The organism is Paenibacillus sp. Marseille-Q9583 (genome assembly GCF_976954365.1).
The window spans coordinates 25,785-51,469 of sequence record NZ_CDRJTB010000022.1; the positions used below are offsets into that span (position 1 = coordinate 25,785).

General features: G+C 45.8%; 18 protein-coding genes. 2 read left to right on the forward strand and 16 right to left on the reverse strand.

Annotated features, from left to right (window positions below):
* Positions 1–170 precede the first annotated feature (170 nt).
* Together ACWNM1_RS12630 and ACWNM1_RS12635 are read right to left on the reverse strand one after the other, a co-directional pair.
* A complete protein-coding gene (locus ACWNM1_RS12630; protein ID WP_449601222.1) occupies positions 171–1,100 on the reverse strand; it encodes a phosphotransferase family protein in 930 nt (309 codons plus the stop codon).
* A 244-nt stretch (positions 1,101–1,344) separates the two neighbouring features.
* Positions 1,345–1,893: a pyridoxamine 5'-phosphate oxidase family protein gene (locus ACWNM1_RS12635; RefSeq protein WP_419885122.1), complete on the reverse strand. Its 549-nt coding sequence runs from the start codon at positions 1,891–1,893 to the stop codon at positions 1,345–1,347.
* 171 nt (positions 1,894–2,064) lie between these two features.
* On the opposite strand from ACWNM1_RS12635, the gene pdxR reads away from it, so the two are divergent.
* A complete protein-coding gene (gene pdxR / locus ACWNM1_RS12640; protein WP_449601182.1) occupies positions 2,065–3,495 on the forward strand; it encodes a MocR-like pyridoxine biosynthesis transcription factor PdxR in 1,431 nt (476 codons plus the stop codon).
* 265 nt (positions 3,496–3,760) lie between these two features.
* Here the strand turns inward: pdxR and ACWNM1_RS12645 are convergent, their stop codons facing one another.
* The 8 genes from ACWNM1_RS12645 to ACWNM1_RS12680 all read right to left on the reverse strand — a co-directional run bounded on the left by ACWNM1_RS12645 (position 3,761) and on the right by ACWNM1_RS12680 (position 16,228).
* Positions 3,761–8,665, reverse strand: a complete 4,905-nt coding sequence (locus tag ACWNM1_RS12645) for an RCC1 domain-containing protein (RefSeq protein WP_449601183.1) — start codon at positions 8,663–8,665, stop codon at positions 3,761–3,763.
* 497 nt (positions 8,666–9,162) lie between these two features.
* Entirely contained in the window at positions 9,163–10,371 is a 1,209-nt protein-coding gene (locus ACWNM1_RS12650) for a hypothetical protein (RefSeq protein ID WP_449601223.1), read from the reverse strand.
* A gap of 34 nt (positions 10,372–10,405) precedes the next feature.
* Positions 10,406–11,800, reverse strand: coding sequence for a hypothetical protein (locus ACWNM1_RS12655; RefSeq protein WP_449601184.1), 1,395 nt, complete (start codon positions 11,798–11,800; stop codon positions 10,406–10,408).
* A 156-nt stretch (positions 11,801–11,956) separates the two neighbouring features.
* Positions 11,957–12,829, reverse strand: coding sequence for an AraC family transcriptional regulator (locus ACWNM1_RS12660; protein WP_449601185.1), 873 nt, complete (start codon positions 12,827–12,829; stop codon positions 11,957–11,959).
* Positions 12,830–13,017: 188 nt separating this feature from the next.
* Positions 13,018–13,398, reverse strand: a complete 381-nt coding sequence (locus ACWNM1_RS12665) for a hypothetical protein (RefSeq protein WP_449601186.1) — start codon at positions 13,396–13,398, stop codon at positions 13,018–13,020.
* Positions 13,399–13,601: 203 nt separating this feature from the next.
* Entirely contained in the window at positions 13,602–14,312 is a 711-nt protein-coding gene (locus ACWNM1_RS12670; protein ID WP_449601187.1) for an ABC transporter permease, read from the reverse strand.
* The gene (locus ACWNM1_RS12675; RefSeq protein WP_449601188.1) at positions 14,309–15,154 is read right to left on the reverse strand and encodes an ABC transporter ATP-binding protein; all 846 of its coding nucleotides are present in this window, start codon (positions 15,152–15,154) and stop codon (positions 14,309–14,311) included. Before ACWNM1_RS12675 ends, ACWNM1_RS12670 begins: the two co-directional genes overlap by 4 nt.
* A gap of 138 nt (positions 15,155–15,292) precedes the next feature.
* The gene (locus ACWNM1_RS12680) at positions 15,293–16,228 is read right to left on the reverse strand and encodes a LytTR family transcriptional regulator DNA-binding domain-containing protein (RefSeq protein ID WP_449601189.1); all 936 of its coding nucleotides are present in this window, start codon (positions 16,226–16,228) and stop codon (positions 15,293–15,295) included.
* A gap of 217 nt (positions 16,229–16,445) precedes the next feature.
* Between ACWNM1_RS12680 and ACWNM1_RS12685 the strand changes: the two genes are divergently transcribed.
* Positions 16,446–17,138: a YetF domain-containing protein gene (locus ACWNM1_RS12685; protein ID WP_449601190.1), complete on the forward strand. Its 693-nt coding sequence runs from the start codon at positions 16,446–16,448 to the stop codon at positions 17,136–17,138.
* A 50-nt stretch (positions 17,139–17,188) separates the two neighbouring features.
* On the opposite strand, the gene ACWNM1_RS12690 is transcribed toward ACWNM1_RS12685, so the two are convergent.
* The 6 genes from ACWNM1_RS12690 to ACWNM1_RS12715 all read right to left on the reverse strand — a co-directional run bounded on the left by ACWNM1_RS12690 (position 17,189) and on the right by ACWNM1_RS12715 (position 25,468).
* Positions 17,189–17,581, reverse strand: a complete 393-nt coding sequence (locus ACWNM1_RS12690; protein WP_449601191.1) for a collagen-like protein — start codon at positions 17,579–17,581, stop codon at positions 17,189–17,191.
* Between the two features lie 869 nt (positions 17,582–18,450).
* Positions 18,451–20,070 (reverse strand): response regulator transcription factor, encoded by a 1,620-nt coding sequence (locus tag ACWNM1_RS12695; RefSeq protein ID WP_449601192.1) that lies wholly within the window; start codon positions 20,068–20,070, stop codon positions 18,451–18,453.
* A 7-nt stretch (positions 20,071–20,077) separates the two neighbouring features.
* Positions 20,078–21,814, reverse strand: a complete 1,737-nt coding sequence (locus ACWNM1_RS12700) for a sensor histidine kinase (protein ID WP_449601193.1) — start codon at positions 21,812–21,814, stop codon at positions 20,078–20,080.
* An 81-nt stretch (positions 21,815–21,895) separates the two neighbouring features.
* On the reverse strand, positions 21,896–23,491 hold the full coding sequence (locus ACWNM1_RS12705; RefSeq protein WP_449601194.1) for an ABC transporter substrate-binding protein: 1,596 nt from the start codon (positions 23,489–23,491) through the stop codon (positions 21,896–21,898).
* A 70-nt stretch (positions 23,492–23,561) separates the two neighbouring features.
* Positions 23,562–24,476: a carbohydrate ABC transporter permease gene (locus ACWNM1_RS12710; protein WP_449601195.1), complete on the reverse strand. Its 915-nt coding sequence runs from the start codon at positions 24,474–24,476 to the stop codon at positions 23,562–23,564.
* 14 nt (positions 24,477–24,490) lie between these two features.
* On the reverse strand, positions 24,491–25,468 hold the full coding sequence (locus ACWNM1_RS12715; RefSeq protein ID WP_449601196.1) for an ABC transporter permease: 978 nt from the start codon (positions 25,466–25,468) through the stop codon (positions 24,491–24,493).
* Between the last annotated feature and the right edge of the window lie 217 nt (positions 25,469–25,685).

A 25,685-nucleotide genomic window follows, 5' to 3' on the forward strand; every position in this document is an offset into this window, starting at 1 on the left:
ACTACCGTCAGTTTTGTCCCTAGAACGCACAAGAGAGAGGGAGTCTCCCCTGGGTTAGGTTGACTCCCCCTTCGCTTCGTTGAAACGTTACCGTGTAATAACTCGAATATTCAGCTCCTACGATATTTGAAAAGAGATGACGCGCCGCTTCTTGCTTCATTTTCAATTCTTCATTTTTCGATAAACCTAAGCGCACGTTCAGATTGATATTCAGCTAGACCTTTTGCGAATTGTTGATCTGGAAATCCTCTATGCTGTAGCTTTAAACCCGCTGAAGTTAATGATATATGGTGATGCAATTGATAAAATAACAGCCTATCCGGATCAAGCTTATCGTTCTTAAGATACCGATAGAAATCTCCAAAACGCATCTCCAAAAAACTATGCTCATGCTCAATATCGAAGAACGCTGCTCCTTCGATATCGATCAGAAAGGGCTCCAGCTTATCATTAACCAATACATGGTCAGGGCCCAGTTCCCCGTGTATAAATCCGTACTGCTGTCTGGGCTTAATTCTTGATTCTAACTCATGCAACTTGTCGAGCAGTTTACTTTGATTAGACGCGATCTTCTCTATATATTGAGAGGCATAAGCTAGCTGTACTTTCGCATTTTCCATTTGTAAGAAATGACATTGTTCTGAGATGATCTCGTTAGCATTCGCTTTCCCAAAGATACGCCTTTCGTTGGTATGCATAGTAGTAAGCATGTCCCCTAGCCGCTGAAACACTTTATCTTGAACACGTAAATCAGCATGATGAAAATATTCTTCTGCCTTACGTCCATCTATATATTCAACGAGCGCATAATCAAATGGGTAACGATCTCTTTCCTTGTTCAGATCATAAAGTGCTGGGGTCTGAATTCCATGTTGTGTTAAATACTTATTGTTTAATTCAAACAAATCACTTCCATAGGACTGTTCATTTATATCTTCATTCGCTTTTTCTTCTTCAAAATAATTCATGGAAAGATCCCACACATACAAAACGCAGGAAAATCCATTACTGCACTCAATCTTGTAGACCACCTTTTGTGCGCCACCGTGCATTCGTGAAACACGAGCAACTAAATAACTGGTGCCAAAAATCCGTCCAATATAATCCTGTAAGTCGGCCTGATCGAGATGATAGGTAACGTCCATTAACAACACTCCATTTATTAAGTTTTGCCGGCTTCACAATAGTAAATAAAATCCAGCCCAAAGTATAGACTTTTTCTTTCTGATCAATTATGATGTTGAATAAGGTCTTGAAAAAAACAAGCATACAAAAAGCCTTTGGATTTTAATCCAAAAGGCTTTTTTTTGATGAAATTTCTAGCGAAGCCGGCATATCTTGTGTTTAAACTTGACGTTCATTATCCATGCTCTTTTTATACATTTTTTCCGCTTCAATAGGACTCTCTTTTGCCGTCATATGGCTCGGAATGACCCGATAAACTTGAACCGGACCGCCGAATACAGCTGACCTATACTTCTCCACATGCTGCTTGGACAAGGGGCGATTATAGTAACCCGGTACATATTTATTCATCATTTCCTGAAGTACATGAGTGGCTTCATCCAAATCTGTGATCGGTTCTGCTTGTCCGAATATCATTACGCTCATATAAGCTGTATCCGTCTTCGCAGGTACCGGATCCGTAATGGTTCCGTATTCCTCACATACCGTAAAACACACCTCTGAATTATCACTCATCACCTGATTACGCCTTCCGTCTCCAGCCCCGTGAAAATAGAGTTTCCCTTCAGTCCATACATAATTAAGTGGTACAACATAGGGGAGATTGCCATCAACCAACCCAAGATAACCCAATCTCGCTTGCTTAAGGAACCTTTCAATCTTCTCTTGATCCAGGCATTCCCTGCTCTTGTAACGAACCGAATTCATATTGATATCTCTCCTTTAACTCTAGCGTGCGGCAACGACCAAATTGCGAATACCAGCGTTGTTACGGTAGTATATCAATGTATGGATTGCATTAAAATATCCAAAAATCACCGTTTAGAGCAATCCATAATTAATATTATTATAATAGGCTTCTATTTGGAGGTGTGTACGATGATGAAAGTAATTCGTAATGATAAGAGACCGATCTGGCAGCAATTGCTTGATCAAGCGATTCATAATATTACTAGCGGAGTCTGGGCGCCAGGAGAATTACTAATACCTACCCGCGAACTAGCTCACATCGTAGGTGTCTCACGCTCAACTATACAGATCGTCTATGAGGAATTGTTAAGTCGAGGTTATACCGTTACCTCTCGCCGAGGAGGAACGCGAGTTAGTAAATGGAAGCAATTCAATGTTTCAACGAAGGAAATAGAAACAGGGGGTCCCACCCCTCCTTCACTCTCCTTGTTAGACTCAGCTGTTGATCATTTACATGACTGGTTCAGAGGTAAAGAACAGCTAGAAGTGGATATTGATTTCAGTCCTCATGAACCCTATTTGGATGAACAATTTCAAAAAAGCTGGCGGCAATCGCTGCTACACGCATCTGCTGAAATGGATTTATCAAGCTGGGCTTACGGTAATTGCTACGGTTACACACCATTACGTGAGCAAATACAGCGTTATTTATCCCTTGAACGGGGCATACATATCCAAACCAATCAGATTCTGTTGACCTCAGGAGCTCAACATAGTATCGACTTAATCGCACAGTCGCTTTTAGCTGATGGGGACACAGTTTCAGTAGAAGATCCCGGTTTCCCAGCTGCTTGGATGGCGATGAAATATCGACGAATGAATGTGGTACCTGTTCCCATTGATGAGTATGGTCTAGTGGTGGAGCATATTCACCCTCAATCCAAACTGATCTTTACCACCCCTTCTCACCAGTGCGCAGTAGGGGTCGTTATGTCGGAGCCCCGTCGGCAACAATTGCTACATAAAGCGGTTCAAGAACGGTTTTGGATCATTGAAGACGATTATGATAGTGAATTCCGGTATCGTGGGGAGCCGCTACCAACGTTGTTTAGTCAGGCATCCAATAATACTTTGTATCTCATGAGTTTCTCTAAAATGATTGCTCCTGGCATTCGTATTTCAGCTATTATAGGTTCAGTCGAGGCAATCGCTCAACTAGCGAAGGTACAGGAGCTGACTTACCGTCATCTTCCGATTATGGATCAGCTAACACTAACCCATTTCATTAAAAATGGTCATTTTATGCGGCATATGAGAAGAGTCAGAAATGTATATCGAAGAAGACACGAAGTCATGACAAAAGCTATTATGGCTAGTGGTTTAGGGGAGCGTTTTACACTCAGTGGAGTAGAAACAGGATTGCATATGTTACTTGAGGCTGAGGAATCATACGACGAAGAAACTGTGACAAATTTAGCCCTACAACATGGAATACGTGTTTACCCTCTTGGACCCTATTGTCTGGATAGCAAAAGAAAGGGATGGGTATTGGGGTTTGCAAAAGTAGATGAAGCATCGATTGAGCAGGGGATACATTGCCTTGCGGAGATAATCCTATAAAATCATTTCCGCAGGCAAATTTTTGAGATCAACGATATACTTCATTTCCACCTCTTCTTTTCTCTCATTATTCCCAAAAAACTCGTCGCTACATAAAATAAAGCTTTGCATATCATTTCTAAGGTGACACGAAAGAGCTTCTCCAGCTTTTCGAAGCGGAGAAGCTCTTTCACATTTTTTTTGAAGTTAGAGAACTTGATCATCCATATACGACGAGTCCTTGTGTTTCATCCTATCCTCTTCCTATGTTTCACTAACTGTCATACTATTTTTCACTCTCTCTGCCTTGGTTATCCTTCACCCATTGATGCGCTTTAGCTGCTTCTTCGATTTCATAGAATGCCCAGTGGGTGCTTGGTACATCAGTAAAGCTTGGTGATTCGACTCCATACAGCGGCCCACGATCGAACAGGCGATTTAATATTTTCACCGCTTCTGCGCGGGTAAGCTTTTGATTTGGTTTGAACGTATTGCCCTGATAACCTTCCATAATGCCATAACCTTGGATGCGCATAATCGCTTTGCTTGCCCAGTGTTTGTCGGAAAGATCAGTATAGATCATCTCGTGATCTGTTCTAACCTTGGTTTTGCCTTGTTTCGCTATCCAGCGATCCACGATGACAGCCATCTCCGCTCTCGTAATACCATCCTCAGCGCCAAAGCGTCCATCCATGTATCCCTGCATTATACCTACCTGATTTACGATCTCCATTTCTTGGAATGCCCAATGCTTTGCGTCGGTATCCTTGAAGGACGAAACCGAAGCTCCATTAACTTTGTACTCTGTTTCGAGATTACGTACCAGCATTGCCGCCATTTGAGAACGGGTTACGGTTTTCTCCGGACCAAAGGTGCCGTCAATAAACCCTTTAATATACGGCTTATGTGTTCCCGCTTCAGCTTGCTGCTGCGACACAAAGTATTCCTTCCAGCCTTTCATATAAACCATGGTGAACGTACTAAATTTATTGATGTTGAATCGGATGCCCATCTCGTTTTGCTTGTACGCAACCAATTCTCCACGAATCAGTTCCTTGGTTCCATCGCTATGCTCGACAAAGATGGCGAGATTGTCCAAGATCACTTGGCGTTCGGCTTCATTCTGCGGCAAGCTGTCCTTAAGCGGCAGAACAAGCGTCACGGGACGGCTCTGCATGTTCGTTTCGATCGTCATCGGACGACCTAAGATCTTGATCTCTTGACCCTTAATGATTTCCCGGATTTGCTCTTCCTTCTTCGCCCGTTCCTCCACCGCTTTCCGTTCACTCGCTTGCTTTATCGGAACAAGACGGAAGTAGAGGTCCTTGTCGAAGCCATTCAAGGCTTCGCTTGGAATGACGATACGGACATTGTCGGTGTAGATTTCGAGATTTGCTTGCCCAGCCGACAACGTACCTACCGCACTGGCAGGAAGCGTTACATCGACCTGCGATACTTTGTCCTTCTCGTCGGGAATGACGATGCGTGCGGTTTTGTCCGTTTTATTCTTTAACTGTTCAACCGCTTCTTTCGCACGCTCCGACGTAAATATGACTTCATCTTTTACCGTACCGTTCGGTTTTGTTGTTCGGGTGATCGGCGTTTTGGAAATGACTTCTCCTTCTCCGGCCCGTACATCCACCAAGATCACTTCTTTAGTTGGTGTTAAAGGCGCTACTGGTGGTGTTGGATCAGGATTCGGATATGGTTCTGGATTCGAAGGTGCTTTTACTGTTTGAGTTACATCAAATGCAACATCAGTCATGTTCGATGCTTTAACTGTAATCGTCGTCGTAAAGGTACCTGCTTCCAATCCATCTTTTGATTTTATTGTAAAAGTCGTTGACGGCGTACCATAGTCCAGTTTTGTTTCAACAGGTCCTGCAATTTCAAAGTTACCTGCTTGTGTTCCGCTATTCACTACGTACAGGTTATTTAGATCGCCAGTGCCTGTACGAGTAATCGTGATTGTTTTGGTTTCTTGTGTACCATTTGCATAACCAGCAGTTAATAAAGATAACGACTGGTTACGAATTGGTGCTATTGTATAAGTCGGTATTGGATCCGGATTTGATGATGCTTTTATCACTTGCGTTACAGTGAACACTGCATCGGTCATGTTGGTTGCTTTTACTGCAATCATTGCCGTATAGGTTCCTGCTTCCAATCCATCCTTAGCTTTTATTGTAAAAGTCGCAGATGGCGTATCTTTATCCAGCTTGGTCACATCGGGCTCAGCAATTTCAAAGCTTCCTGCATCCGTTCCACTGATCGCTGCTGTTAGATTCTCAAGATCACCCGTCCCAGTGCGAGTGATCGTAATTGACTTGATTTCCTGGGTTCCATTCGCGTAACCAGCGGTTAATTCCGTTAACGTCTGGTTACTTATTGGTGCAATTGTATAGGTCAATGGGTCCGGATTTGATGATGCTTTTACCACCTGTGTTACAGTGAACGTTACATCGGTCATGTTGGTTGCTTTTACTGCAATCATCGCCGTATAGGTTCCTGCTTCCAATCCATCCTTAGCCTTTATTGTAAAAGTCGCAGATGGCGTATCTTTATCCAGCTTGGTCACATCGGGCTCAGCAATTTCAAAGCTTCCTGCATTCGTTCCACTGATCGCTGCTGTTAGATTCTCAAGGTCGCCCGTTCCCGTGCGAGTGATCGTAATTGAATTTGCTTTCTGGGTTCCATTCGCGTAACCAGCGGTTAGTTCCGTTAACGTCTGGTTACTTATTGGTGCAATTGTATAGGTTTGGTTCTCTGTCCATTTGGCATAAAGAATCAGATTTGCAGTTACAGTATCAGCCTCGAAATCCCAAGGATTATTATACTCAGTGTCCTTATACCAACCAGCAAATGTATAACCTGATCTTGTTGGAGCATCTGGTGCTATGAGCTTTGCATCCCTTGCAATATCGGATAGAGGTGTTACTTCACTTCCGTTTTGCGAATCAAAGGTTACGGTGAAGGTAAGACCTGGAACATCTTCTGCATAATTTTTATTAACGTTCTTACCATTTCCTAGTTGTCCAACACCATTATTACCCCAGGCAACGATTGTACCGTCATCCTTCATTGCTAGAGAATGATCAGCATAATTACCTCCCGCGGCAATAGCCATAGCTTCATGAAAGATGTTCCCGTCTTGATTACGCACGAATACGGGAATTGGACTATTAACATTGCTCAGATTACCTATCTGACCATATTTATTGAATCCCCATGCCCAGACAGTACCATCTTCCTTTAAAGCCAATGTATGCATAGAGCCTGCATCAATCGCCATAACATTCGTAAGTCCGCTTACTTGGAGAGGGTAAGGTTCTGAAACATTGTCGCTTTTGCCATTTCCCAATGCTCCTTCAGTACTATTGTATCCCCATGTCCATACCTTGCCTTCATTATCTAGAGCAACCGTAAATCTAGAACCTGCTGAAGCAGATAGGGCTTTAAAGTCTGAATCATCGCTGTGCTTTACTTTCTCTGGTATAAATTTATTCTTATTATCACCTTGTGAACCCCACATCCAAAGTGTACCATCCATATCGATTGCTAATGTTTGGTCATATCCCGCGAATATGGATTTGGCGATCAACGGGGTTGTTCCATCTGCAAGCATGACCTGCTTAGGGTGGGTAACTTGGGGATCTGTGTTTATAAGCCCTAATTGACCCTCTCCATTCCATCCCCACGTCCATACAGTACCGTCTCTCTTTAGAGCTGCAGTATGAGATGTGCCTGCTGCAATAGCTATTACATCAGTAATACTATCTACCATGTAGGGTTTATTTCGACTTGATCCAGAAGTACCATCCCCCAATTGGCCGTTGTTATCACTTCCCCAGGTCCATACACGTTCATCAGGATCTAATGCCACAGTGTGAGAACCTCCTGCTGCGACCTGCAATGCTACCAGATTAGTCCCGTCCTCTTTCTTTACTTGCGTAGGAGTCTTGCGATGGGTTTCAAGCCCTGCATCTCCCAATCCAAGCTGACCAGTCTGATTGCCCCCCCAAGTCCATACAGTACCATCTGTTTTTAAAGCCACGGAATGAGATTGACCAGCTGAGAGCGGCAAATATTTGGCCAATTTCTGGATGCGATGATTTCCGAAATCAGCTACATACACATTTCCCATACGATCGATCGCCACACCTGTTGGATAATCAAACTCTCCGAGTTCGCTTCCATAACCATTATTAGGGAGATCTGGACCGTCGTATTCTTTTCCCCACTTCGTCCATTTATTCGATGCTATATTTAGCTTCTGAATGCGATGGTTATTGCTATCCGCTACATATACATTGCCTTGGTTATCTGCCTCAACACCGTTGGGCTCATCAAACTCACCCAAATTACTTCCTGGACCGCCGCCTTCCTTCTTCCACTCGCTCCATTTAGTTGTATAATCATACGTTACATTCCCACCATTATCCTCCACTCTATTTTTTTCGATCTTTACCTTCTGAATACGATGGTTATCACGATCCGCCACATATACATTGCCTTTGCTGTCCACTGCCACACCGGTTGGCTGATTAAACTCTCCGAGCTGGCTTCCTGTCCGTTGTCCATTTTTCCCAAAAATGATCCATTTCCCAGTTGCTGCATCAAGCATTTGGAGGCGCTGATTTGTCGTATCTGCCACATAAACATTTCCGTCCTGGTCTACAGCCACATCAGATGGAATGCGAAACTCACCGGGTGCAGTTCCCCACCCATTATCTATAACATATTTACCATTGTACTCTTTTCCCCACTTCTTCCATTTTCCTGTGACGGCGTCCCACTTCTGGATCCGATGGTTTAATTTATCGGCAACATAGATGTTCCCGCTGTTGTCTACAGCAATGCCTGTTGGACTATTAAACTCTCCAAGGGCACTGCCTGCTGCTCCGCCACCTTTCCCCCACTCCACCCATAGACCTGTGGATATGTCGAGCTTCTGGATGCGATTATTATCGTAATCGGCGACATAAACATTACCTAGGCTATCGGTTGCCACACCGACGGGGTACCCAAACTCACCCGGGTTCGTGCCTTCTTCTGATCCAGCCTTACCATATTGACTCCATCCCTTGGCTGCAAGCGCAGGATAGGCAAATAGAGTTGTAGCAATCATCAAGATTACCATGCACCATACGAACAATTTCCCTGCAAAATGAGTTCTACTTCTCCGATTCATTACTTTAATTTCCTCCTTTTTGAGCTTAGCTTGTATGTAAGCCTTTTACGATCTACTACTACCAGGTACTTCCAATGATTCTTACAAAGCATCAAATATCATCCTATCAAAGCTCACTCACAAAATTCTCATAAGCAATCTGTTTTTATATTTCGGAGGAAAATTAATAGAAACCGATGAATCAAACCTGTAGACAGAGCCTTATATGAGGCCTAAAATGAAGGCCCCAGGCGAAATTTGCATAATGGATTCTTACCTCCATTCAAAAAAAAAAAACTGAAACCCGATATCCGGGTCCCAGCATTAATCAGTTTAGCTATATCAGACGAATGTAGCAGGACTACTCTAATTACTTGTCAGAAAATGATGGTGTAGGAGCCTGCAGCAATTGCAGCCTGTAAAGCCGGAATATTTCTTTTGTAAATGTGCAACGCGATTTCCAGCAGCGCCTCGAACCTCCCGATTCCTTTTAGATTTAGACTGAACTTTCATTTCATTCAGTAATCACGCGCTGCATCGAACCAGCATTGAGCCATCTCCTCTTCTATTGGCTGGCCAATCAGGTGATCAGACTGGCTGAGTTGCCATACCGCTTCACTAAGATCTTCTCGTTCGGTGGTTTCGATGCCTCTGACGTTGTTGAAGCGCATGGTGAATGTGGTTATGGCAGCCTGGGCTTCAGCAAAGCTACAGGCCTCGGACAAGGTTACCCGTGCAACGTTGTAAGCTTCATTAGCCAGCTTAGCCAGACGTTTAGGCCAGGACGAGAACGGGCGCCCAAACTCAGTCGTCCACCACTCAGGCTTTCGTAATTGACTCACTGAAGCATGGTCGGTCCAAGGGCGGGTTTCTGCGCGTGTTTTCATTTGCTGTTTTAGACGCTTACCAGCGATCTCTCCCACATTGTAAGCGATAAATCTGTCAAGCAACGGCCATACGTTCAAGGTCGGCAAGTCCCCCAGATCAGGCATGAAGCGCAGCTCCAGATTCGTTAACTGGGCATGATGAGCCAATAAGTCCAGGTCGCAGAAGTTTCCCCACAAACTCAGTGAGGTTAGGTTTGGGAACCGGTTTAGACACTCCAGCGAGATGGGTTGTCCCAGTGGTGTGTTCTGTAGCGTCAGGATCGTTACCTTGTGCAACTCACCCATGTAGGGCAGCAAGAAAGGAGGATCATTCTTGCGTCGGCCGGTGCGCGGCGCTAGTGTCAGTGAAGATGGCATATCGCCTGTGGCCGAGAAGCGTGATAGATCACCGGACACACTCAGGCGGAAAGGCTGCTTCGGAAGCATTAGGCTAAGAGACCTCCCAGATGGGGCCAACTCAACATGCAAGCCATGCAAATTGGACTGGCTGGCGTCCGCCACCGTGTCTTCAGACAGGATCGGAGTCCATGTCATCTCTTCAATGGGACGTTTCTGTGCCCAGTCAAAGAAGCCTGAATCACTGCCTGTATAATGCAGAAATCGCGGCCAGGGAGAGCCAGCCGGTGTGGCAAAGACATCGAATACGGTCCAATCGATATTCGCATCAGACTCGACATGAAGGTCTGCCTTCTTCCCCAATTGCGACGGACCCATGGATAAGCTGCCTACACCGGGCTTAAGGACAATAGTGTGACTGCGTGGACCTGTCAGGTTGATAGGATAACTACCAACTTCTATAACAGAACCAGCTGAAGGAGAAGCTTGGTTATCATTTGGCATTTCTATCATCCTTCCCTCTAAAGCATGTCAAGATCTAACTACCCACACCAGACTCTATCATCTGATCAATAAATTGCTTAAATCTTGTAAAATACTGCTCTGATGCCTCCCAGCGCCTAAGGTCCAAAAAAGACATGTCCTGCTTGCCATATTGATTGGGCGGCTGATAATGCCGGGAAACATAAGTTCCATGATCCACTGTATAAAAATAATACGCCTCATCTGGAGTCTTGATTTCAATCCGAGCATGCAGGTAGTCTCCGTCCTCGTCCGTATGCGCTTTACGGAAGCTGTAATATTTTGAGCCGTCCCAGAACCCGTCATCCTCCTCTTCTTCCGAATATAATTCCTGAATTACAGCGTGTTGCAAAATGTCTTGCACATACCGCACCTCAATGTTTCGTAAATAAAGCTCAGCCATATTAATACAGGTCAGCAGCATAGTCCAGCAATCGCTAATCTCCGCTAGCTGTTCCTGAGACTCTTCTGTAATGTGCTCCCACTCAGACCCCTCATCTATAGTTCTCCTCAACAAACCGATGGAATGATCTTGCTCCAGCCAAATATAATAGTGATGCCGGTCATCTTTCATATAAACGCTGAGATCCCGCTCATCCCCGTCTGCATCAATATGCTCCAGTTGAACTTTGAAAAATACGCCTTGCTCCTGAAAATCAAAAGATGGTTTGTCATCCGTCATTAAAATACACTGAGTCAATTTCAATATATTTTCCTCATTGATCGTGTTATGGGTAAAATATAAATGAACAGGTTTCTTTCTAGTGAGGGGTTCATTTACTTTTTTCAATGCGGAACGCCCTTCTACAATAACATTTACCAGCGTACAAAAGGAAAATTCAGTGTACTCCTCATCCATATCCAGAAAAACTTCATCAATCAACACCTCATGAATGTCCACCGGAAGCTCCTGAAATACGCCGTCTCCCTCCCATACATTTACTAAGCATGCAATAGATTTCTGCCCGTCTACTTTGATGCTGTACTCGTCATCCTGAACTAAAACCGCAGCGCTAAGATCACCTATAACAATTGTTTCCCCATGATTGTAGGTGCCGCACAATATTTCCTCAACCCTCAGATTGCCCGAAACATAGATTTCCTGACCGCCTACAGCTATATTTTTCGCATTCAAATTACCGGTTACCATAAGCCCTATGGCACCATCTGTTTCTTTATTATAGAGATTGTCTACAGTAAAATTCCCATCGATAAAAATGATGATTACCTCTTTTTGTTGCGGGAAAGCCTGCTCCCAATCCAGATTAAGAGAAGGCAGCGTCAAATCCCCTTTATAATAAGCGGCTAGCTGCTCGTCACTGAAATCCTGGTAAAACTTCGCCCACCAAGATCCTTCCGGAAATTTATCTGCTAGTTGACTAATAGGAATGAATCGGAAATGATTGCTCATACATTATTTTCCTTTCATCTTAAAATTTCCATTATTCTCTCATATGTAAAAATAAGGGTCAATCTCAACTTTACAAACCATCCCCCACAACAAAAAAAAGCCATCCTTCTATGGGATGGCCAGACAAATCAGAAGTACAATAGTAATCACCTTTTATTATTTTTTCAAAACCGGTATCCAAATCTCACTTCTGAAGGTGCGTAAAGATATATCCTTACTCTCATTCCATAAAATCTCCGGTCCTCTTGCCAACTCATAATTAGCGGTAGGGAACCATTCAGAATAGATGCGTCCCCAGACATTTTGCAATGTATCGGGAAATGGTCCAACGGCTTCGAATACAGCCCATGTTGCTGCAGGAACATCTAGTTTCGTTAAATTTTCGGGGCATTCCTTGGTTGTAGCAACGCCAACATAATGGTCAAGCTCTCCCTTTTCTTCCATTCTCTCTTCAGAAAAATTTATCGATGCTTGAATCAGTCCCTGAGGTTCGACATTTGAGAGCTTTTTGAGCTGGTCGATGTCATCGCTAGTTAAGCTTTTCCACATAGATGCGATTTCCAGATTTACGCCATTAAATTGGATAGGCACCCTTCTCGTAATGCCTACGATACAGAATGACTCTTTTTCAATGATACGATAGTTCATTACACTTCCCCCTTGAATGGTTAATTGAAAGGTCAAGCGCGGATAGGCTTTTAATGAGGAGCCATGCAACTTTACCGAAGAGGGCGGAATACCGTGCAAGCCTTGGAAAGCTCTAGAAAATGCGTCTGCTGAGCTATATCCGTATTTCACCGCCACATCCATAACTCTTAATTCTCCAGCTTGAAGCTCAAATGCCGCAGATGTCAGGCGTCTCCGACGGATGTATTCTGATAGCGTGATGCCTGCAAGGAATGAGAACATTCTAGAAAAATGATATTCGGAACAACAAGCCAACCTAGCCGCTTCCTTCAGGTCTATATCATCAGCAAGATTCTCATCAATGTATTGTAGAGCCCCGTTCAGATTTGCAAGCAAATCCATTCGAATGACCTCCCTTCACTAACAATATAGCAATTGTCGTCGGCATCCATCCGACATCTCATGCACAGTTTTGCTGGGTACCTAGGAGAAACTTGCCGATACTTAAGATACGGTTCACCGCGCATTCAAAAAAGAGGTGCGAAAAGCCGGTTCATCACCGGACGCTTTTCGCACCTTCGCTCTCTTGCCTAAATTAACGCGTCGAAATGGCCCTCCGAGTTCACCGTCGCCGTTCGGGGATCGGTCAGACCGATGCCCTTGAGGCCTCCCTTCCACTCCATCCGCGAGAGGGGGAGATGATCTTGAAGCGGAGAAGCCGGTACAAAATTTACGGCGGCGCTACTCCCGCTTTTCTGTACGAGTTGGGACTCCAGCAGCCGGATTTGCCGCTGCAGCTGCTCCCGGCGATAAGGCGTCTGCAGCTCACTCCCTTGTGCCGCATTCACTTTATCCAGTTCCATCATCAGCCGATTCCGCTGTTTCTCCAGGGAACTGACATCACTCTGTGTACCGCCGTAGGCCGCAATGGTCTGTACGGAGCTGATGCCTGATACTGTCTGTGCCGCCATGATCTTTCCCTCCCTTTCCTCGGCTCCCAATCCAAATTCAGCCAAATTTGAAAGTTCTAATCATCTTTATTACCCGGCAGGCCCCGTCATGACAACATCACAGCCTCAATTGGTGAATAATCGTCGTATAGTCTCAGTCGGCCGCTTGTTTCGACCCTACCAAAGACCCATCGAAGGCTGGCTATAGTCCCATTTGGGCTCCCTTACTCGTCCTTCAACCGCCGCTGATACAAAATGACAGACACTACTGTTAGCACAAACGTCCATGCAAAATTAATGAGGAGAGGTTTCAATACATCGCCCGTCGTATAGCCTGTATTGCTTATACCCAGCAAATGCACAAGCTGACTGCTTGGCATGTAATCAAGCACTTTGAAGACCGGATAATCCTTCTCTAGTAGCGCACCCCACGGTGCCCCCATAAATATGAAAGCCACAGGCAGTATAGATAATGAGGCTTCAAGCAACGTCTTGGAGAATAAGCCGCAGATCGTCCCGGCTGCTGTGTAAAGAATAATCGAAAGAATAACCACGACCACAAACGCCCATATATTAGCTGGCACATAGCCAAATAATAATGTAGAAATAGCGAGAACAACAGCAGACATGACAAAGACCAAACTGCTTTTACCGATTAGTACATCCATGGTCGTAGCCGGTGTCATCATTAATGACCGTAAAGTGTTACGCTCCTTCTCTTCCGCAATCAAGCAGGCTTGTGCGAAACATGTTAGCAATACAAACGAACTATTAAAAAGAAAACCGCTGGCTCCAGGTAAAGACGCACCTGCCCTCTTGAAAATCAGAGCGATAATAATAGGAAAAATCAGCATAATGGACAGCGCGTAGTTACGTGAAAACTCTTTGTAATCCTTCACAAATATCGCCCGGGCACGTTTTAATGAGATACTCATAGTAACTCACTTCCTGTCATTTTAATAAAAATATCGCCTAGACTTGGCTCTTTCGTTTCTAACCGGTCAATTAACCCGCGTCTCATCCAATCCGCGATTTGATCAGCCGTTCCCTCATCGATCGGGAGCTCGTAAGCTTCCCCATTGATTAATTCAACACAAACTACGTTTTCCCGGTGCTGTCGTTTAAGTTCCCTCGGCGAACCGATGGTTTGGATTTGTCCCTGATACAGAATCGCTACACGGTTACACATTAATTCTGCCTCAGCCATATCATGCGTAGTTAAAAAAATCGTTGTCCCTTTGTCATTTAAGTAGCGTAAGCCTTTATAAATATGTGTTGAGTTTACCGGATCTAAAGCCGAAGTTGGTTCATCTAGAAATAATAATTCGGGCTCATGGATAATCGCGCAGGCCAACATGACACGCTGACGCATCCCTTTCGATAAGAGATTGACTTTCTTTTTGCGCTCTCCGCTTAAGTTTACAAACTGCAGCACCTTATCGACCGCAGATCTGGGAAGATCATATAACTTACGATACAGCTCCAAATTTTCCTCAATCGATAATCTCTCATATAGACCGCTGTTATCTGTCAAAATGCCGAAGCGCATCTTCTGTACAGACTGCTGCATCATCTCTGCTGGCTGGTTAAATACACTTGCCTGTCCACTTGTTGGATTTAACTGCGCAGTTAAAATCTTGATTAATGTCGTTTTTCCTGAACCGCTCGGACCGAGGAAACCAAAAATTTCCCCTTTCGGAATCGAAAAAGACACATCTGCCAACGCATCTTTATTTCCAAATCTCTTACGGACACGTTCTACTTGGATAACATCCATTAACACCACTTCCTTAGCGTTGATGCCTTAAGCATATAAAGATTGCATGCTTCCAGCCATCAAAACCCGCCGAAATGTAGCTATTTTCGCCTGAATAGTACCACAGAGTGCTTGATTGGCTCGACATTACCCAGGAAATTAAATGTTCAGAAGTGCTTTTAATTCAGACAATTTTGAACGGGATAACGGAACCACAGCATCTTTACCTGTATTTAACCGCAAGCTGTAGCTATTCTTCGTCCATGTAATAATCTCTCTTACTTTTTGCAGATTAACGATGTAGGACCGATGACACCTAAAAAAACCGAAATTTAACAATCTTTGCTCGAGTTCGGTCAAAGTCAAAGCACAATCATAATTTTCACCATCCACATGAACAAGGATCGAACCCTCTACACTTTCTATAAAATCGATTTCAGGCGGATTAAATAAAATCACTTTGTCATTTCTTTTGGTTGAGATCTTCTGCAAGGTTATATTCGTCTCGTCTTGTTTCCGTAATTCCTGCTTATCCTCTTCGAAGTCCCGAATATCCAATGGATGAAATCCGGACTCGTTCAAGCGATAAATGGTATCACAGGAAATAAGGGCATCCTCTAAATTCGAAGTTAAAATTAATATCTGCTTTTCTTGCGAAAGATCATCCAGAATCCGTTTGAATTGACGACGATCCTGCTCTTCCAAGTAAAAATAGGGTTCCTCCAGTACAAGTGTAGGCTGATGCGCAAAAAAAACACGCAGTAAGGTCACATACATCCTTTTCGATGAGCTTAGATCCTTGATCCTCACCTTCCGTTCTTCTTTTAGAACAAAATAATCCATTAACAAAGCGACACGCTCATTCCTCTCCGTTACTTGGATAAGAAAAGTAATTAGCTCTTCCACCGTTAAACGCATATACTCGCTTTGCCCAGCCCGAAATAAATAATATTGAGAATGGTCCACTAATTGATTCATTAAAAGCTGCTTTCGCTTCAAGTCCGTTATAATAGCAACCGATTGGTTCAATGTCATATTTAATTCAATCTTCGGTAGAAATAATTTCCCGTCATAATACATTGGTTGAAATTGCATTCCGTCCTCCTGATCAGCGACCCTACTTGGATATATAAAACAATTATAAAGTCAGGATACTTTTTTGTCAGTTTCTAACTAAAAATACAACGGTATGTCCTATCTAAACGTTCGTCCAGCCGTTCATGTTCATTCGATTTCTTTCACTTATCAAGTATAAGCGAGGAAAATGGGGGTCACTTTAAGACTATCTGTTATGTAACAAGGGGCTCAGCATATGACATATGGAGAAATTCTATTTCGTACGGCAACGTCTTTCGTTGCTCTACTCGTATTGACGCGTCTTCTCGGTAAAAAACAAGTCGGACATCTAACGTTTTTCAATTATGTAACAGGGATCACCTTCGGCTCCACTACTGCGGAAATTATCGTCAACAGACAAATCACGCTGCTGCAAGGAATATCTAGCTTGGTCTTATGGTCGCTCTTGGCGTTCAGCGTTGCATTGATCGGACTGCGCTCTGTCAAAGCACGTGAGATTCTCGACGGCCAACCTACGATTCTCGTCAAACAAGGCAAGATTCTGGAAGAGGCATTAGCTAAGCAGCACCTCAACATCGACGATTTAAGCATGTTGCTTCGGAATAAGGATGTCTTCTCACCCGAAGAAGTTGAATTTGCAATTCTGGAACCTGACGGTAAACTTAGCGTGTTGATAAAAGAAGAACTGCTGCCTGCAACAAAAAAAGATATAAAAGTAAACGTTGCACCTATTCACAATATCCCAACTGAGCTTATCGTTGATGGTAAAATCATAGAAAAGAATCTTAATAAAATAGATGTCTCCGTTGTCTGGCTCAACCAACAATTAAAGAAAGCCAACATTCATTCTTTAGATCAAGTATTTTACGCAGAGCTCCAATTGGACGGGAGTATGTATATCGACAAATACCAGGATATAAATCCATAAAAGACCCCCAAAGAGAACAGCCCCCAGACTGTTCTCTTTCGCTGTCTGCCTTAGAAGCAGGTGAACGAGCGAATCCGATTCAAATCAATACCGAAGTACCCCCAGAAGAGACCGAACCATCTGAACCCTGCAACAGAATTACGCCCGACGAATACCGGGAAGAACCAGAATTGCTCGCCGTTGTTCAGCCAAATGTATGTGTTGCGGAACAAACAGCCTCTGATCGCACCGGGATCGATGGCAAATGCAGTGGCCGACATTTGCGGTACGAATTGCGGTGGAGGTGCCGTCGGCGCTTGAACACCTCCCGGTGCAGCTCCTGGAGATCCCGGAGTCCCAGGAAATCCACCTGGTCCACCTGGTCCACCCGGTCCTCCTGGTCCTCCTGGTCCACCTGGAAACCCTGGGAATTGGCCGCTTCCCGGCGTTGGAAAAAATCCCATATGTGATCACTCCTTTCAATGAGTAGGCACAATCATCATATGCATTCGCGGAAAGAGTGTTTGGGCGAACGCCAATAAATAATCCGCGCCCAGCCGAAGCTGAACAGTAATGAAATTAATCCGCCAAAAAGCCTTTTTTTACCTGCTTTGGCTCATAAATATGGACGAATATCCACTTATGCTGATCCCTATCTTGACTTAGAATTACCGTAAAAGATTGAAAAGGGCTGTGATTCTAATGCCTATCCTTGGTAATGCCCCACTTGCAATTTCACTTGCGTCTTTTGGCATTTACAACACGCGTCACTTGGAACTTATTTACCCTTACCTGTATAATTGCAAATTGGCTGTAAGAAGTGTCAGAAGACGTATACGGTTCCGCTTGAATATTTCAACTCGGCGTTCTAACCGTTGCAGTGATTTCTAGTCACCAAACAGACTCCACGGCTAGAAACCTAAAGAATAACCGGAACTTCCAGCATCTTCTGTTTCACGGTAAATAATAAGCGACGCACGACGTCGGTTGACTTTCACTCGCCCATAAATACTTATTTAAATAAGTTAATAATGACCAAAAAATTAGAGCAGCGATTCTCAATCACGTGAGAATCGCTGCCCTGTTTAACTTTTATGGTTTTGAGCATGAAATAGTCTATCTCTACTTGTAGAAAATCCATTTTTGGGTCAACCCCTTACATACTGTCAAATTTCTGCTACTTGCGGTGTGTTTCACCATAGGGGTTAAATGCTCTTGGTTAGGCATCCATAGATAAGAATTTCATCAACCCTTAATCAGGTTGCCCATGGCGATCTCGATTAAGGCTCTCAATGCCAAGTGCAACCGGGCACAAAAATGCAAGCAGGAGTTTTTATTTTTTTTTACGGGCGCGGTATTGCTGCGGCGTTACGCCGACTACCCGCTTGAACAGGTTGGAGAAGCTGCCCAGACTGGTGTATCCCACCTGCTCGGCAATGTCGGTAATCTTAAGCTCGGTTTCCTCCAGTAATTGCTTGGCCTTCTGCAGACGTTCCTGAATAATGACATCCGAGATCGACAGTCCAGTCTCTTTCTTGAACAGCCGGGACAGATAAGCCGGGTTCAGATAAACATAGGCGGCCAATTCATCACGAGTAATCTCTTCACTCAGCCGAGAGCGGATATATTGTCTGATCTTGGTGACCACGGCCGAGGACATATTATGGCTTTTCTGCAATAACTGCATTGCGGCTTTGAGGCAATCTATTGCCCAGTTCTGCAAAGTGGAGGAATGCTTCGGGTAATTCTCCTTGTCCATCAGCGATTTCAGCTCGGAAGAGGCGTGGGCGGATAAGCCTTTTTTGGCCAGTACAGTATGCAGAATGAAAAGAATGCCGTGGATAAGCTGCAGGTGCAGCTCACGGGTCCAGCGGTCTGCACCGATACTCACGAACCACAGCTTCACGCGGCGCTCCAGCTCCTCCAGCTCGCCCAGTTCCAGGATGGTCGCCCACTCCCCGAAGATATGCATTGGAGCGGCCAGAGGTATGGCGTCAAGCGGTTGATCATAAGCCGGATCATTCGGGCCGAACACCTGGCGGGAACGCTTCAGATTCCGCTGTTCCCGTTCAGTGACGTAAGTGTAGGCGCTGATCATCTCGTGCAGCAATACGCCCGGACTGATATAGACAGACAAAGAGCAATGCAGGAGCTGCTCGCAGGTGTTCAAGAAGGTCTGGCAGTTCTGCTCCAGTGTGTGTCGAACCGCATTCATGTCGCCCCTCACATAGACAATTGCCAGGTTATAGCCTACCTGATCTTGCAGCACAGCCCCTCCCAGCCCGCTCAGCAGCAGTTCTTCCGCCAGATTTCGTAGCGCATACTCCATGATGGTCTCATCCCGTGCGCTCAGATTCTCCTTCCATTGCTCCAGGCCGAGCAGAGCGAGAAAGTAGCGGTCACCTGGCTGCAGATCCAGATTGTAGGTATTCGCCGGAATAGTGAGCGATTCCAGAACGGGCGCGGCCCGCTGGCTGAGAATATCCTGCCAGAACCTCTCTACCAGCAGGGGAAGCTGATGCTCCCACTTTCGCCGGTACTCCCGGATGAGCGCCTCGAATTGCTGCTGCTCCCTGTGCTTGCTGATTTCTGAGAGCGCCTCATGAGATATCTTCATTAATTCCTCATAGTCCACCGGCTTGAGCAAATAATGGAATGCTCCATGGTAAAGAGCGCGCTGTGCATACTCGAAATCGGCATGGCAAGTCAGCATAATTGTCAGCGTGCCGGGAGAATACTGCTTCACCCAGGCGAGCAGCTCCAGCCCACTTCTTCCGGGCATCTCAATATCGCAGATAAGCAAATCTATGGCTTGCTGCTTCAGGCAGGCAACCGCCTGATCCACATTCTCCGCCAGCCGGACCTCCTCTACCTGCAGCGCGCTCCAATTCACGCCCTGCTTCAGACCTAGCAAGGCGAAATATTGGTCATCAACGATTAGAACTCTGTACATATGAACTTCACAGCTCCCTTTGAGCGGGTAGTCTTATCTCCACCACCGCCCCCCCGTCAGGAGTATTATGGAAGGTAAGCCTTGCCCGGTTGTTGTAAAACATCAGCATGCGTCTGTATACATTCCATATTCCCAGATGGTGGTCTGTAGGCTTCTGCTCATACAAACCAAGATTGAGCATCTCCAATTGAAGTGCGGTGAAGCCCGGCCCGGAATCCCGGACCTGAATGGCAATACAGGCTTCGCTGTTCTCCCCGGCTTCTTCCCGGACCGTGATCACGACCTCGAATGGCTTGGCGTTGTTGACGAATCCATGCTTGATCGCGTTCTCGACGAATGGCTGAATCAGCAGCGGCGGAATGAGGTTGGATTCAAGCTCCTTCGGCAGATGGACTTGATAGGACAGCTTGTCCGGATACATGACCATCTGAATTTCAATGTAGTTTTGAATATGTTTTAGCTCGCTAAGGAGCGGAATCCAGCTGCCATTGGTATTCATAATGAATCTGAAATGGGAGACCAGATGGCTTATCATTTTTTTGATCAGCGAATACTTCTGCAGCTCCACCAGATGAAAGACGATATTCAAGGAATTCATGAAAAAATGCGGGTTGATCTGCGCCTGAAGATGCTTGAGCTCCGCTTGCTGCACCTTCATTTGCTCTTCATACACATCAATCTTGAGATTGCCAATCTGCTCGGCCATCTGGTTGAATTGCCGGGTGATGATCTGGAACTCCCTGCTGTTGCCTTCCTTCAGCCGGTGCTCCAGATGCCCCTTCCCCAGAATACGCATCCCGCTGGTTAAATGCTGGATCGGCTTGAACACAAGCCGACTGAGCAGAGCCAGAAGGATAGCCATAATGATAATAATGGCAATGGGAATGGTCTTGATGATCCTCTGGAAGATCGGCAGCTCATCCAGAATAGATTTCTCGTCCAATAGAATAAAGACATTCAGATTGGAGTATTGCGAAGGCTTGTCAATCAGCAGATAATTATTGCCGTTGCTGAGACGAATCGATGCATCCACGGGATGGGCAGGATTGTTGAGCTGTCTACGGATATGTGTGAGATCCTCCCCAGCGAATTGGCCCCATAACAGCTTACCGTCATTGCTAATCATGCCGATCTGCTCGCTACCTCCTGTAGACTCCAGTTGGGTCAGGGGCTGTGCCAAAGCGTCAATGCTGATCAGAACACCCATCAGGAGCCGCCCGCTCTTGTCCGGCAGCACCTTAAATAACACCGGCTCTCCTCCGATGTTGACGGTCTCCCACTTCAGGGAAGCTGGAAGACTGGAAGCATTCAAGCGCGAGGACAGTCCAGTGGAAATCATCTCTTTCTCCTGATAATTTTCTTTTTGGCTACTGAGGAATAACTCATCCCGGTCCTGATGGTATACGAACACGCTACGGATAATCGTGTAATAGCTGACATCGCTGTACCACTGGTCCATTAGCTTACGGATGGACAGATAGTAATTGACACTATCCGGACCACTGTCCGAATAGAGCTCCAGCAGCATGTTCTCATTGGCGGTACGCAGTAGATAATGGCTGGTCTGCTCCAGCAACTCGTCGAGCGTACCTAAGTGAAGGGTCAGTGTATCGGAAGCGGATTTTGCGACTTTCTCCCGGACGATGTTGGTTGCATAGATATTGGTGTAATAGAGAAAGAAAAACAGCGGAGTAACCAACAGCAAGACTAGGGCACTTACTTTGAATCGCAAGGATAATTTCACATTCCCACCCCTTAGGTACATTTGCGCCTCGGCTGCAGGAAAGGGAAGGACGTTAGCCGTCCTTCCCCTCAGCCTATTTATTTAGGATTGTTTTGCCCTCCAGGCATCGTATTGCTTCTGAACCTCGGCGCGGATATCTTCGATTCCGTTGGCTTTCAACTTATTATTGTATTCTGTCAGCACTTTGTCTACACTCAGGCTACCCGTTTCAAGCAGCGGACGGAATTCCTTGATGATGTTGCTAACGACAGATACCTGCGTTTTGACAGAGTCCGTATTGAAGTTAAAGCCGAAAGACTTCACCTTATGGGCCTTATCGTTGTAAGCCTTGAACTTCTCCCACTTGTCAGCGCTTTCGCCTTCCCACAGGTATGTCAAGGTCTGGTTGCCAAACATCCATTCAATCCCCGGCGCCCAGCCGGTATCGGCCCGGGTCGCCACGCCGTCCGGCAGCTTGATGAAGTTCTCCTTGCCGTCCACCTTGACGTATTGCCGGCCTTCCACACCGAAATCAATCAGATTAACCAGATGCGGGTCTGTATGCAGCAGGTTCAGCAGCATCATCGTCCGCTCCGGATCAACGGAGGTGCGTCCAATGGCCATCATGGAGTTGCTGACGCTGGCTGTGCTGATCTCGGGATCATTGCCCTTCAGCTTCACCAGCTCAATTCCGGTGGCGATGGAATCTTCCTTGTCGGAGTCCGGTTTATCTGAGCCGAATTTCATCCAGGTCTTGCCCGCTTTGAAAGCATCTTCAGTACTGGTCTTGGTCGTTGCGGCATCCTTATTGATAAAGCCTTTGCTGAACCAATCACTGTAGAGCTTCATCCGGTAGATTGCAGTGTCGGATTCCATTGAGCTGATAATCATCTTATCGGTCTTGGTATCCAGGACGATGCCGGCGGGAGCGCCTGCAACCAGCTCGTAACGGAAGTTTTCTTTGGTGCTCTCCCTGGTTTTGTCGAAATAGCCAAGTGTGTCTGAACCGCTTCCGGAGAGCCAGATTGGCGCAATAGCAGGCTCCTTCTCCTTGATCGTCTGAAGCCATGGCTCCAGATCCTCCAGAGTCTGAATCGAGTCTACATCAAATCCATATTTATCCACGAGGTCTTTACGGAACATAATGGTGTGGCTCTCGCCGATTTCCTTATTGGTTGGAATGGCATAGATTTTACCGTCCACCGTTCCGCCGTCAAGAAAACGGGGATCCAACGTCTCCTTGATTCCTTGCCCGTATTTGTTCAACAAATCGTCAAGCGGTAGGAACGCGCCCTTGGCAACGTTGTTGGCGAAATCGGCCCAGTTAGGGGCAAACGTTAAATCGACCTGTTCCCCGGATTGATACGCCAGAGCCATCTTTTCGGCCCAGGAGGACCAAGGAAGCCCCTGGAAGTCAATTTCGGCGTTGATCTTTAGCTTAAGATATTTATTGATCTCCTCCACAACCGCTTTGGTATCATTCTGTGGAAAATTCCCGACCGTGTAAACGGTTAACTTCCGGTAAGTCGAAATATCGAGATTTCCGCTCCCCGCGCCTCCGGCTGCTGTAGCTGTGGCACTAGTCTCTGCCTCGGACGAATCGGAAGCGTTGGAATTCCCTCCGCTGCACCCGGTAATGCCCAGTATAACGGCGGTTAGAGCAGCAAGCACCGCGCCTGAGCCTCTTTTTGTTCTCATTTGTTTGAACCTCCTCAATGATAATTCAGATCATATATTCTAACCGGCATTTTAGCCAGAGTTAGACAGCTTAACCTTTGATCGCCCCTATTGTAAGGCCTTTGGTGAAATACTTCTGAAAAAACGGATAGATAAACAGAATGGGACCTATCGATACAACGACCATGGCCATCCGCAAGCTTTCGGTCGGAACCGACTCGTGTACAAGCAGGGCCACACCGCTTCCCGCCAACTGGTTCTTGAAGAACTCCGCCTGACGGATCATTTGAATCATGACGTACTGCAGAGAGTACTTGTCAGTGTCATTAATAAAGAGCATCGAATTGAACCAGTCATTCCAATACATCAGCGTGGTGAACAGACCGATGGTAGCGAGCACGGGCAGCGAGATCGGAAGCACAAGCTGGAAGAAAATCCTCCATTCTGATGCCCCATCCAATTTACCGGATTCTATCATCTCTTCCGGCACCGTCTGTTGGAAGAAGGTTCGCGTAATAAAAATATAGAATGCGTTAGACAGGCCGGGAAGAATGAGCGCGATCAGCGAGTCCTTCAGATTCAGATAGTTAACGTATAGCAGGTAGAACGGAACAAGCCCTCCCGAGAATAGCATCGTAATCAGAAGATAGAAGTTAAACACCTTTTTAAAGGGAAAGTCCTTCCGGTAAAGGGGGTATGCATATAGTGCAATCAGCAGTACGGCCAGAAGGGTTCCGATCAGCGTAACGCTCAGACTGATTCCATAAGCTTTAATCAGAGTCTCCGAATGGTTGAACAAATACTGGTAAGCGGATAAATCAACCTTGTCGGGCCAGAATTTATACCCCTGTAGAGTTAACGTTTTCTCATTGGTTAAGGAAATGGCCACAATCAGCACAATGGGCAGGATGCAGGCCAGGCTGAAAGCAATGAAGAACAGGTGAAGAATAATCTGGGCGGTCTTGGGCCCCTTGGAGTAAGAACTGATATGGGATGCAGTATTCATTATGATCCTCCGTTCTAGAAAAGTGCCGTATCGCGGTTCAGCTTACGGGCCAGACTGTTCGCTCCGATGACAAGGAAGAAGCCGATGACAGATTGATAGAAGTTCGCCGCTGAGGACATGCCTAGGTCATTGAGCTGGATCAAGCCCCGGTACACATAGGTGTCGATGACATCCGTTGTCGAACGCAGCGCACCGGAGTCGAGTGTAACGTGGTAGAACAGCCCGAAATCCGAGCGAAAAATGCCGCCCAGGTTGAGAATGGTAAGAATGACCATGATCGGCGTGAGCAACGGCAGGGTAATCCGGGTGATCTGCTGCCACTTACTGGCGCCGTCCATGACAGCAGCCTCGTACAGCTCCTCACTGATGCCCGTGATGGCGGCGAGATAGATGACGCTCCCTATACCGATGGAATGCCACATTTTGGTCACCCACAGAATATAGGGCCATGCATTGGGGTGCATGTAAGCATTGACTGAGGAGTAGCCAAACATCGGCAGAATATGCTTGACCAGGAAGCCATACTCCGGGTGCAGGAAGGCATAGACGATGAAGCTGACGACCACCATGGACAGAAAATTCGGCATAATCATAACGGTCTGGAAGAAACGGGACGACAGCTTGCTGTTGACCTCATTGATCGCAATCGCCAGGGAGACGGAGAGAATGAGCCCTGAGATAATGAAGACCACGTTGTAGGCAACGGTGTTGATGGTCACCCGCAAGGCATCGGAGGTAGCGAATAGGAAGCGGAAGTTGTCTAGCCCCGCCCATGGACTGCCCATAATACCATCCACGTAGTTGATGTTCTTGAACGCAATGAATAATCCGAACATTGGGATGTAGCAGTTGATGAAGAAGATAATGGAGGTGGGCAGCAGCATGAGCAGCAGCACCCGGTATTTCACGATATTGCGCAGCAGCCGGTCAATGCGGCCCCTTGACTGCGTATTGAACGGCTTGGTTACAGCTTTCGTTGCAGGGTTTGTCATAAGTTCGAACCTCACTCTACTTAATCTGGATGGATTCATTATAGTAGAGGAGTTGAAACGAAATCTCTCTTGCAAATGACCTTGTTTATTCAAAAATGACTTCATGTTCCATCTGAATATTTGAAGTTTTTTTATAATTAATCACTCTTATTTCAAGAAATTCCAACGCAAAAATACCCCTACTTATGATACAGTGAACCGTATCATGAGTAGGGTG

Excerpts from the sequence above, each read along its gene's own strand:
- ACWNM1_RS12660 (WP_449601185.1), bottom strand. The coding sequence starts at position 12,829 with ATGGATTTGCTTGCAAATCTGAACGGGGCTCTACAATACATTGATGAG.
- ACWNM1_RS12710 (WP_449601195.1), bottom strand. The coding sequence starts at position 24,476 with ATGAATACTGCATCCCATATCAGTTCTTACTCCAAGGGGCCCAAGACC.
- ACWNM1_RS12685 (WP_449601190.1), top strand. The coding sequence starts at position 16,446 with ATGACATATGGAGAAATTCTATTTCGTACGGCAACGTCTTTCGTTGCT.
- ACWNM1_RS12665 (WP_449601186.1), bottom strand. The coding sequence starts at position 13,398 with ATGGCGGCACAGACAGTATCAGGCATCAGCTCCGTACAGACCATTGCG.
- ACWNM1_RS12655 (WP_449601184.1), bottom strand. The coding sequence starts at position 11,800 with ATGAGCAATCATTTCCGATTCATTCCTATTAGTCAACTAGCAGATAAA.
- ACWNM1_RS12645 (WP_449601183.1), bottom strand. The coding sequence starts at position 8,665 with ATGAATCGGAGAAGTAGAACTCATTTTGCAGGGAAATTGTTCGTATGG.
- ACWNM1_RS12670 (WP_449601187.1), bottom strand. The coding sequence starts at position 14,312 with ATGAGTATCTCATTAAAACGTGCCCGGGCGATATTTGTGAAGGATTAC.
- ACWNM1_RS12695 (WP_449601192.1), bottom strand. The coding sequence starts at position 20,070 with ATGTACAGAGTTCTAATCGTTGATGACCAATATTTCGCCTTGCTAGGT.
- pdxR (WP_449601182.1), top strand. The coding sequence starts at position 2,065 with ATGATGAAAGTAATTCGTAATGATAAGAGACCGATCTGGCAGCAATTG.
- ACWNM1_RS12650 (WP_449601223.1), bottom strand. The coding sequence starts at position 10,371 with ATGCCAAATGATAACCAAGCTTCTCCTTCAGCTGGTTCTGTTATAGAA.
- ACWNM1_RS12680 (WP_449601189.1), bottom strand. The coding sequence starts at position 16,228 with ATGCAATTTCAACCAATGTATTATGACGGGAAATTATTTCTACCGAAG.
- ACWNM1_RS12715 (WP_449601196.1), bottom strand. The coding sequence starts at position 25,468 with ATGACAAACCCTGCAACGAAAGCTGTAACCAAGCCGTTCAATACGCAG.
- ACWNM1_RS12705 (WP_449601194.1), bottom strand. The coding sequence starts at position 23,491 with ATGAGAACAAAAAGAGGCTCAGGCGCGGTGCTTGCTGCTCTAACCGCC.
- ACWNM1_RS12635 (WP_419885122.1), bottom strand. The coding sequence starts at position 1,893 with ATGAATTCGGTTCGTTACAAGAGCAGGGAATGCCTGGATCAAGAGAAG.
- ACWNM1_RS12690 (WP_449601191.1), bottom strand. The coding sequence starts at position 17,581 with ATGGGATTTTTTCCAACGCCGGGAAGCGGCCAATTCCCAGGGTTTCCA.
- ACWNM1_RS12675 (WP_449601188.1), bottom strand. The coding sequence starts at position 15,154 with ATGGATGTTATCCAAGTAGAACGTGTCCGTAAGAGATTTGGAAATAAA.